This window comes from Alcanivorax sp. HI0083, from assembly GCF_001635175.1.
Genome location: NZ_LWFX01000671.1, coordinates 1 through 9,042, shown reverse-complemented (window position 1 = coordinate 9,042; position 9,042 = coordinate 1). Strand labels below are relative to the sequence as shown.

The 9,042-nt window shown below is 57.8% G+C and carries 8 protein-coding genes; 2 read left to right on the top strand and 6 right to left on the bottom strand.

What is annotated here, in order from left to right; translation table 11 throughout:
• The 4 genes from A3754_RS26010 to A3754_RS06690 form a co-directional block, all read right to left on the bottom strand.
• The coding region (locus tag A3754_RS26010; RefSeq protein ID WP_156496860.1) for a redoxin domain-containing protein at positions 1-352 on the bottom strand (352 nt) is incomplete at its 3' end.
• A gap of 2 nt (positions 353-354) precedes the next feature.
• Positions 355-2,415, bottom strand: coding sequence for a TonB-dependent receptor (locus A3754_RS06700; protein ID WP_063519150.1), 2,061 nt, complete (start codon positions 2,413-2,415; stop codon positions 355-357).
• A 185-nt stretch (positions 2,416-2,600) separates the two neighbouring features.
• The gene (locus A3754_RS06695; RefSeq protein WP_063519149.1) at positions 2,601-3,536 is read right to left on the bottom strand and encodes a metal-dependent hydrolase; all 936 of its coding nucleotides are present in this window, start codon (positions 3,534-3,536) and stop codon (positions 2,601-2,603) included.
• 181 nt (positions 3,537-3,717) lie between these two features.
• Complete coding sequence (locus A3754_RS06690) at positions 3,718-5,142, bottom strand: aldehyde dehydrogenase family protein (protein WP_063519148.1); 1,425 nt, start codon at positions 5,140-5,142, stop codon at positions 3,718-3,720.
• 318 nt (positions 5,143-5,460) lie between these two features.
• Here A3754_RS06690 and A3754_RS06685 point away from each other — a divergent pair, with 318 nt between their 5' ends.
• Positions 5,461-6,261 carry an IclR family transcriptional regulator gene (locus tag A3754_RS06685; protein WP_007148720.1) on the top strand — a complete coding sequence of 267 codons (801 nt, stop codon included), beginning with the start codon at positions 5,461-5,463 and terminating at the stop codon, positions 6,259-6,261.
• Between the two features lie 55 nt (positions 6,262-6,316).
• Positions 6,317-6,748 carry a PaaI family thioesterase gene (locus A3754_RS06680; RefSeq protein WP_197468361.1) on the top strand — a complete coding sequence of 144 codons (432 nt, stop codon included), beginning with the start codon at positions 6,317-6,319 and terminating at the stop codon, positions 6,746-6,748.
• A gap of 90 nt (positions 6,749-6,838) precedes the next feature.
• On the opposite strand, the gene A3754_RS06675 is transcribed toward A3754_RS06680, so the two are convergent.
• Positions 6,839-8,263, bottom strand: a complete 1,425-nt coding sequence (locus tag A3754_RS06675) for an efflux transporter outer membrane subunit (RefSeq protein WP_063519147.1) — start codon at positions 8,261-8,263, stop codon at positions 6,839-6,841.
• Between the two features lie 19 nt (positions 8,264-8,282).
• The coding region (locus A3754_RS06670; RefSeq protein ID WP_197468525.1) for an efflux RND transporter permease subunit at positions 8,283-9,042 on the bottom strand (760 nt) is incomplete at its 5' end.

Here is a 9,042-nt window from a genome sequence, read left to right as displayed (position 1 = left end):
TTCGCGACTGATCCGATATTACAGGAAAGGATGGTCGGACACCCTGGCTTTCTTCAATGTCATCAAGCCATTTTTTCAGGTCACCCAGCGGACTCACTGCCAAAGCGAGTGGGCGTACGTTTCGTTTTTCAAAGGCACCTTGTAAACGTTCCACTGCAGCGAGCTCGGTAGTGCATACAGGAGTGAAGCTGGCCGGATGAGAAAACAAGACGACCCAGTGGTCTTTCCTCCAGTGATCGAGGTGCACGGCCCCCATAGTGGTTTCAGCCTCAAAATCTGGTGCTGCATCACCCAGCTGGAGGGCCTGAAGGGGAAGAGAGTATATCAGTAGTGCCACTAACCAATATTTCATACTTACCACCCTAAAGTTACTCCAGCATACAAGGTTCGACCAGGCGCTGTTTCGAAATAGCCGCGGTCAGCGGGGTCTGGCCTGTCGCTATTGGCATTGATTCGAATGTTGCTGTAGTAGTCACGGTCGAAAAGATTGTTGATGCCGGCGTGTAACTCCAGCTCCTGACGATTAAAATGCCAGCGTTTTCCGAACCGCGCATTAACCACTGCATGGCTTCCTATACGAGTTTGGTTGGTGTTCTCCGCATAAACTTCACTGGCAAAACGAACATCGCCAATAACAAAAAAGCCGTTTTGAGGACGCCAGGCGGCTTCGGCAAAAACGATATGCTGTGGCAAGCCTGGCATGTGGTTATCGCTTACATCGACACCTTGTTGCTCATCGAAGAATCGATCGAAGCGGTATTGTGCCCATGTCCATGCGACCGTTGTGGTCAGTGTTTCTGTGGTGAAATGCTCTAACGACAGCTCAAGGCCTTCACGGCGTGTGCGGGCTGCATTTTCGTAGTAGGTTCGGCCGCCCAGTTCATAAGGGGTTATCTCGTCTTTGACGGCTACGCTAAATAGTGTGAGATCATAGAGTAGATCGTTGCTAATGGTACCGCGGATGCCAAGCTCCTGATTTAATGCCTTTTGTGGTTCAAGGTCTGGATTGAACCCGCCTGCACCGGACGGATTTGCCAGCTCAGTGAAAGTGGGGGTTTCAAAGGCTGAACTGACAGAGGTATAGAGTGTATGAGCAGGAAGGACATGCCAGGCAACGCCGACACTAAAACTGCCTTCATTAAACTGCTGTTCGCCGCTGTCGTCACCATCACTCAGGAAATCATCCTCCACCTTAAACTGGATTCGGTCGGCTCTTGCTCCTAAAGAAAGGGTGAGATTGTCGGTCAGAAAGGTATCAGTTTGTACAAAGATGCCACTGCTGGTGGCGATCTGGTCTTCATTGGCGGTGCGCCCGGTAATCACTCCGTTGAAAGTCACTCCCCGGCGTCCTCGGTCGTCCTGTTGGCGGTCTACGTCAACGCCGACCAGGTAACGGTGTGGCAGGCCGAAGAGGTTCATATTATGGCTGTACTCTACACCTGCGCCGTAGAAGGTACGCTGGTAATCAATCAGGCTGCTACCGGGAAATGGGAGTTGTTGGGTGAAGTCGCGTTGGCTAATGAATGCCCGTGTCTGTAATACGCCTCCTGCCAAGGAGGTATTGCGATAACGGAAGCCAAGGCGTTGTTGATCAACTTCCTGACCTGCATCCAGTCGATCGGCAAGCATTGTGGCCTGCTTTCTGTCTGAGTGAGCCTGGGAGCGGGTTAGTCCACCAGGGTCCTGGGCATAAGGAGTATCTAATGCCGTCAGGAACAGGTCTATTTCCTGATGGTTGCCGAGTTCCCAACCAATCCGGCTGTTAAGTTGGTATTTCTCCACCGCGCTTTGATCACGGTAGCCGGCGTAGTTGAGACCGCTGAGGCCAAGATAATAATGAGCATTGTCTTTCTGGCCACCGCTCTTCAAGTGGGCTTTGCGGAAGCCATCTGCGCCACTCGACAAACTCAGCTCACCATTTCCGGTTATGTTCCGCCCGGAAAGAGTTTCAATATCGATTACGCCACCGGTGGCATTGCCATAGAGAACGGAGGCTGGCCCACGTAATACTGTTGCCTGGTACATGGAGTCCAAGTCGATATTGTCTACCTGTGATTGTCCATCCGGTAGTGTTTCGGGAAACCCATCTACCCGGACTCGTAACCCGCGGACCCCAAAGGGCGCGCGCGCGCCAAAGCCCCGGATGGAAATACGTTGGTTTTGAGCGAAGTTATAGCGGTTTTGCAGGTAAAGCCCAGGCACTCGGGCGAGGCTTTCATCAAGCTGAATGTTCTTTTGGCCCTGCTGGGCGGAATCTGCATTCACGACGCTAACGGCGGCAGGAGTATCAAGAAGGCTGCGCTCCATCCGCGTGCCATCAACCTTTATGACATCCAGCTCAGAGGGCTCGGCCAGGGCGGTTAAGGGAATGTTGATTGTCGCAAGTCCAAAGGCGATTCTCTTCAATGAGAGCATGGCATTTACGGCTTTGTTGTTGGTGTGAGGTTTACGCTATTGGCTTCGGCGCTTCTCCTCAATAGATACAGTGCGAAAGTAGTAGTCATGTTCCCCGTAAGTCGCAGTTTCGCTATTGTTATCCGTAACGGACGCCCATAAAAAAGGCTGCGAGAAGCAGCCTTTTTTATGGAAGGGAAAGAAACTCAGTGAGTTTTTTTGCCCTTTCGCTGGCTGGCCTGGGCATGTTGCTCGGTGAGCATGCCATCGGTGCCGAAAAGTTTCTCGCGCCATTGGTCCAGCAGGGCATCGGTGTCGTGCTGGGATGGGTGGAAATCCCGCTTGAAGAAATCCAGATACTGGGGCGCCAGTTTGGTGAACAACCCCTTGCGGCCAAACAGGAATTTCATGCCTTGCCAGTTGTTTTTCAGACTGAACAGGCGGCCGTCGGAAGCCAGCATGCGCGCCTGGAATGCTGCCAGAACGGCAAAGAAAATGACGGTGGTGGGGATCATGGTGCCTGCACGAATGGCGTAGCTGCCGCTGACCTTTTCATAGACATCATAGGCGACGGTCTTGTGNTCGTTTTCTTCCAGTGCGTGCCACAGCCACAGTTTTGCGGTGGCTTCATCAAGGATTTTTTCCTGATGCTCATCCTCGCGCAGCAACTGTTCGGCGATGATGGCGGTGTAGTGTTCCAGGCATACAGTGGCGGCCAGCTGGAAGATTTTCGGGGTGCGTTTTTGCACTAGGCCCAGCAATTTACCCAGTGACTTGTCCAGCTTGTCGGTGGGGTAGCCGAATTTCACGCCCATTTCGTTCCAGGCTTCATGTTCTTTGCTGTGCATGGCTTCCTGGCCAATAAAGCCAGCCACCTGGGCTTTCAGTGTGCCGTCGGTAATTTCTTTACGGTAATGACGCACGGAGTCCACGAAAAAGGCTTCGCCTTCCGGGAACAGGGCCGACAGGCTCAACCAGAATGCGCTCAGGAAAGGGTCGTTGTCATAGAAGTAACGCGCCGTGGTCTTGTCATCGAACTGGAAGTCGAGACGACGGGGCGGAATATTGACGGTGGCGCCCAACGGGACTTTCTGGGCCTTTGCCTGGCCGGACTCAATGGTGGTGGATGCTGTTGTTGTCATGGTGTCCTCCTGATCTCTGACGGCAGGGGCGCCGCTGAATGTCACACTGTGACATTGAGTGATGTAACGATAGTCGGGGTTACAGCAGATCAGGTAAATGGCAATTTAGCGCCCCGGGCGGGGCGCTATTGTCAGTACACAAAACAAGGCATTTTGTGTCGCCCCGCCAAGGGTGAGGTCGTTAGCCGGGCAGGAACAGGGATTTGGTTTCCAGAAATTCTTCAAAGCCGAATCGGCCCCATTCCCGGCCAATCCCGGACTGCTTGTAGCCACCAAAAGCGGCCTGTACATCCGGGCCGGCGCCATTGATATGGACGTTGCCGGTACGCAGGCGTGCGGCCACCTGGCGGGCCTGAGCATCATCCCCGAACACATAGCCGGACAAGCCATACTCGGAGTCGTTGGCAATGGCGACGGCATTGTCCACGGTGTCGTAGGGAATCATCACCAGCACCGGACCGAAAATTTCTTCCCGTGCGATGGTCATCTGATTGTTCACTTCACTGAATACCGTGGGGCGAGCGAAGTAACCTTTGGTGATTCCGTCGGGTTTGCCGGTTCCGCCGGCAACCAGTTTGGCGCCTTCTTGCTGGCCTTTCTCAATCATGGCCTGCACGCGCTGGTATTGGCGGCCATTGGCGATGGGGCCCATGACAGTAGCGTTATCAGTGGGGTCTCCGACCACCACGCTGTCGCAAACCTGGGTAGCGATCTGTTCGGCCTCGGCCAGTTGATCCGCCGGCACCAGCATCCGTGACGGAGCATTACAGCTCTGTCCGGTGTTGGTCATCATGGAGCGCACCCCGTGGGTAACAGCCTGCTCCAGATCGCAGCCTGGCAGCAGGATATTGGCGGACTTGCCTCCCAGTTCCAGCGACACGCGCTTAATGGTGCTGGCCGCTTCCCGGCTCACCGATTCCCCGGCGCGGGTGGAGCCGGTGAGAGACACCACATCAATGCGTGGGTCGCTGGACAGCAAGGGCCCTACGGCTGCGCCATCGCCATACACCATATTGAAGACCCCGGCGGGTACGCCGGCTTCGTCGATAATCCGGGTCAGCAGGTTGGCGGACAGAGGGGCAAATTCACTGGGCTTGAGCACCATGGTGCAACCGGCGGCCATGGCGGGGGCGACTTTGCACATGACCTGGTTCATGGGCCAGTTCCAGGGCGTGATCAGGGCGCAGACACCGGCAGCTTCCCGGCGGATCAGTGATTGGCCCGCGGTTTCTTCAAACGGGAACTCCCGGGCGATGCCCAGCGCGGTTTTCAAATGGGCAAGGCCCATGGGGGCCTGCACCTTGCTGGCCAGGGAGATGGGGGCCCCCATCTCCTGGCTGATGGCCTCAGCCATTTCCGGCAGGTGGGCCTGATAGGCTTCGAGCATTTTTTCCATATAGCCCAGTCGCTCTTCCAGTGACAGAGCGGACCAGGTGGGGAAGGCCTGGTGGGCGGCGTCGATTGCCGCATCAATGTCGGCAGCCTGTGCCAGCGGTAAGGTGGCAATCTGTTCTTCATTGGCGGGGTTGATAACGGCGTGGGTGGTGGCTCCCGGCGCGGGAGAAACCCAGCTGCCGTTGATGTAGAACTGCTGCAGCGTATCCATGGAATCGTCCTTTTATCGGTCTTCCATTGTGTGTGGTGGGTCAACATTACAATAATGAAACGTAATTTTAAAATATTGACCGCCATGGCTGAAGCGTGACATGGTGAATGTTCCTGCCGTGCCCGCGCCCCCATTGTGCTTGAGAGAGGGACGTCGGGCCATGGCCGGTTTGAGCCGCGGGCAAGCGGTGTCTTGGGCAGGCGAAACGCTTTTTGTTATATTTGCGAGCCTAATACATAACTATAAATGGAATCGATGTCCGGTTAGCCGGAACAACCGGTTTCAGCCAACCCGAAGCCTGATACAGGAACGAGAAGAATGCGTAGAGCTGTTGCCGATCTCGGCGCCAATGATAAAGACCGTAATTTCGTCACGGCCCTGGCCAGGGGGCTGGATATTCTTCGTTGCTTTGGGCCTTCGGATGAATACCTGGGCAATGCGGAGCTGGCCAAGCGGACCAGCATTCCTCGCCCCACCGTATCGCGAATGACCGCGACACTGACACAGCTGGGCTACCTGCGTTATGTGCCCCAGCTGGAAAAATACCGGCTGGGGCCGGGCGTGCTGGACTTGGGCTACCGCTATCTGGCCAGCGAAGGGGTGCGGGATCTGGCGCGGCCTTACATGCAGGAGCTGGCGGATTCCACCGATTGCATGGTTGCCATTGGCGCGCCGGATGGCGCTCAGGTTACGTATATCCAGGTTTGTCAGGGCAATGGCCCTCTGGTGCTGCGGCTGGATATCGGTTCGCGGGTGCCCATGGCCACCTCGGCATTGGGCCGGGCGTTCCTGGCGGCCACGCCGGAAGTGGAGCGGGAAATGTACTACGAGCAGATTCGCCAGCAGGACCCGGCGGCCTGGCCGGCGCTGGAGCGCAGCCTGCAGAGTGCCTATGACGAATATGAACAATACGGCTTCTGTACCTCTGACGGAGAATGGAACCGCGATGTGAGTGGTGTAGCGGTGCCGTTGATTCTGGACGGTGGCGCCCAGGTGGTGCCGTTCAACTGCGGGGGCTCATCGTTGCGGTTAAGCCGCAGAACGCTGCTGGAGAATCTGGGCCCACGGCTGAAAGACGTGGTCGGGCAGGTCGCGCAGATGGTACAGGGCCGCGCCTGAACCGCTGGACCAGTGGTACCGGGCCACAGGTAAAACAAACAATGAGTGCGAGAGTATGAGTGCAGTTCCGCCCTCCAAAGGGTTTTCCCTGGCTGATGCCAATACCCGTTTTGATATGGGTTTTCCCTCCCTGGTGGGGTTTCATTTCCTGGAATGGGAAGAGGGCAGGGCAGTGCTGGGGTTGCAGATCGAAACCCGGCATTTGAATCTGGGCGGTGTCATTCATGGTGGAGTGTTGGCGACCCTGATGGATGTGGCCGGGGCCTGTGCCGGCACCTGGAGCCCGGACCCCATGCACATTCGCAAGGCGGTTACCCTATCCATGACCACCACCTTCACCGGGCAGGCCAGTAAAGGTCTGGTTCGCGCGGTGGGTACCCGCCGTGCCGGTGGCACCCGGATCTACAACAGCACCATGGAAGTGTTCGATGAAAAGGACACGCTGTTGGCCCTCGGCGAAGCAACCTTCCGTTTGCGCAGCGAGTAGTTTTCCTTCCGTGTTATCCCTTTTGTTTCGTAGGTCGGATTAGCCGCGTAGCGGCGTAACCCGACCTTTGTCTGTATTTTTCAAAACACGCTAACGGCTGGCCACGTGGGTGGGCTGTTGTGCCTCCCAGCCGCCGCCCAGTGCGCGATACAGTTCTGTTTCATTGGTCAGCTGCTGCAGCTTCAGCGTCACCAGTTGCTGGCGGGCGGAGAGCAGGGTGCGCTGGGCGTCCAGCACCGCAAGGTAGTCATCTGCGCCTTGCTCGTAGCGTTGCTGCGAGAGCGTCAGGGACTGCTCGGTGGCGGTGACCAGTGCCTGTTGGGCCTGCTGCTGGCGGGCCAGGGTATCGCGGGCCTGCAGGGCGTTGGCCACTTCCTGGAAGGCGGTCTGAATGGCTTTTTCATAGGTGGCCACGGCCTGATCCTGGCGCACTTCAGCCAGGTCCAGATTGGCCTTGTTGCGGCCACCGGAGAAAATTGGCAGGGAAATACTGGGGCTGAACGACCAGGCTTTGGAGCCGCTGTCGAACAGGCCAGACAGTTCGCTGCTCATGCTGCCATAGGCGCCGGTGAGCTGAATACTCGGGAAGAAGGCGGCTCGCGCGGCACCGATGCTGGCGTTGGCGGCACGTAGCTGATGCTCGGCCTGCTGCACGTCCGGTCGCTGGGTCAGGAGGCTGGACGATAGCCCTTCCGGGACCGGCGCCACCAGGGAGAGCGTGTCGCTGTTCAGGTTCACCGACTCCAGTGCGGGCAGGGGGCCGCCAACCAATACGGCCAGGGCGTTGTGATCCTGGCTGACCTGGCGCTCAAAGCTGGCCTGGTTGGCGCGGGCGCCTTGCAGGGCAATCTGTGCCTGTCGTACATCCAGTTCTGTGCCCAGCCCGCTTTCGAAGCGCCGCTGGATCAGTGCCAGCGAATTCTCTTGCGCGGCGACCGTTTCACGGCTGATGGCCAGATTCTGACGGTCGCTGACCAGGGTCAGGTAGCTTTGCGCCACCTGGGCCACCAGTGCCAGCTGGGTGCTGCGCCGGGCTTCTTCGCTGGCCAGGTAAGTCTCCAGAGAGGCATCTTTGAGGCTGCGTACGCGTCCGAACAAGTCCAGTTCCCAGGCGGTGACGCCAACCTGAACACCGTATTGATCAGAAAGGGTGGAGCTGCCGGTGGACGACAGGTCGCCGGGCAGGCGCTGGCGAGTGCCACTGCCATCCACGGACAGGTTCGGGTACAGGTCGGCGCGCTGGATCTGGTACTGGGCGCGCAGGGCGGCCACATCCAGAACGGCCAGGCGCAAATCCCGGTTGTTATCCAGTGCGCTCTGGATGAGTTGTTGTAGCTCGGCGCTTTGGTACAGCGTGGACCAGCCCGGCAGTGTCAATGCGGCGGCGCCGTCAGTGGTGGTTTCGCCCAGCTGGGCCGGGACCGGTGATGCCGGTTGTTCGTAGCTGGGGGCCAGGGTGCAGCCACCCAGCATCAGCCCGCCCAGAAGGGCGAGCGTCAGTGGGTTACGGGTCATGAGGGTTCTCCGCTTGGACTTACTCTTTGGCTTTCTTCTTGCCGTCCAGGGGCACGCCGGACAATTTGCGCACCGCCACATAGAACAGCGGGATGAAGAAGATGGCGAGGACGGTGGCGGTGAGCATGCCACCGAATACCCCGGTGCCAATGGCGTTACGGGCACCGGCACCGGCGCCGGTACTGATCATCAGCGGGGTCACGCCGAGCATGAAGGCCAGTGAGGTCATCAAGATCGGGCGTAGCCGCATGCGCACGGCTTCCAGTGTGGCCTTGAGCAAGTGCTCGCCTTTCTGTTCCAGCTCCAGCGCAAATTCCGCAATCAGAATGGCGTTTTTCGCCGAGAGCCCGATGGTGGTCAACAGCCCCACCTGGAAGAAGACGTCGTTGTTAAGGTCACGGAAGGTGGCAGCCAGTACTGCACCCAGGATACCCAGTGGCACTACCAGCATTACCGCGAAGGGGATCGACCAGCTTTCGTACAGGGCGGCCAGGCAGAGGAACACCACCAGCAGGGAGATGATGTACAAGGCCGGGGCCTGGTCACCGGACTGGCGCTCCTGATAAGACATGCCGGTCCATTCGAAACCGAAGCCGGCGGGCAGCTTGGCAGACAGTTCTTCCATGGCATCCATGGCGTCACCGGTACTGTAGCCGGGTGCCGCGTTGCCCTGGATGTTCACCGAGGAGACGCCGTTGTAACGTTCCAGCTTGGGCGAGCCATAGGTCCAGTGGCCGGTGGCGAACGTGGAGAACGGCACCATTTCGCCCTGATTATTA